We start from the raw sequence: 655 nt of genomic DNA on the forward strand, positions 1-655 counted from the left end.
CCTCCGGTCAGTCGACCGGCGGCAGCCCCGCCGCCGCGCGCGCGATCCGCTCGGTGCGCGCAGCGTGACGTCGCCCGCCCCGCCCGGCCACCGCGGGACCGTCCCTGCCGTGTCCAGCGGGAGCGCGCGGAGCGTCGCCTCGGCGTGCGCTGCCACGCGCTCCGAGCGCGCCACGATGTCGGCGCGCGACTCCTCCTCCGTCGCGCGCATGTCGGCGTTCGGCGGGGCGTCCTGGTCCATCCACGCGAGCCGCTCCGTGGACGGCCGGCCGAAGACGGAGCCCAGGTAGCCGGACTCCACGCCAGCAGCGTGCTCGACGAGGCCGAGCAGGTTCGACGCCGTCGGCACGAGGGGGCGTCGGACGTCGTGCTCCGAGAGCCCGTCGGGCTTCCGCACGAGCGCCTCGCGCGCGAGGCGGAGGTGGCGGAGGAGATCGTCCACGGGACCCGACGGTCACCCGGACGGGGGCGGCGCCGATCCCGGGCGCCTACGCCGGGGACCGGGAGGATGGAGGCGGGCAGACGCCCCGACGAGAGGGCCGCATGACCGCCGACGACACGACCGCCGACGCCGACGCATCGGCCCGGCCTCCCGCGCAGGCCGCGCGCGCCCCCGCGCCCGAGGACCCCGGGCACGGGCGTCGCCGCCTCGCCCG

The 655-nt window shown here is 79.1% G+C and carries 1 protein-coding gene; it reads right to left on the bottom strand.

The window, feature by feature from the left end; genetic code table 11:
* Window positions 1-441 (bottom strand): DUF664 domain-containing protein (locus tag Q6969_RS16165; protein ID WP_317231347.1); only part of this gene is annotated, 441 nt, incomplete at its 3' end.
* Window positions 442-655 lie beyond the last annotated feature (214 nt).

This window comes from Clavibacter sp. MX14-G9D, from assembly GCF_032917815.1.
In the GTDB taxonomy this organism is placed as follows: domain Bacteria; phylum Actinomycetota; class Actinomycetes; order Actinomycetales; family Microbacteriaceae; genus Clavibacter; species Clavibacter michiganensis_K.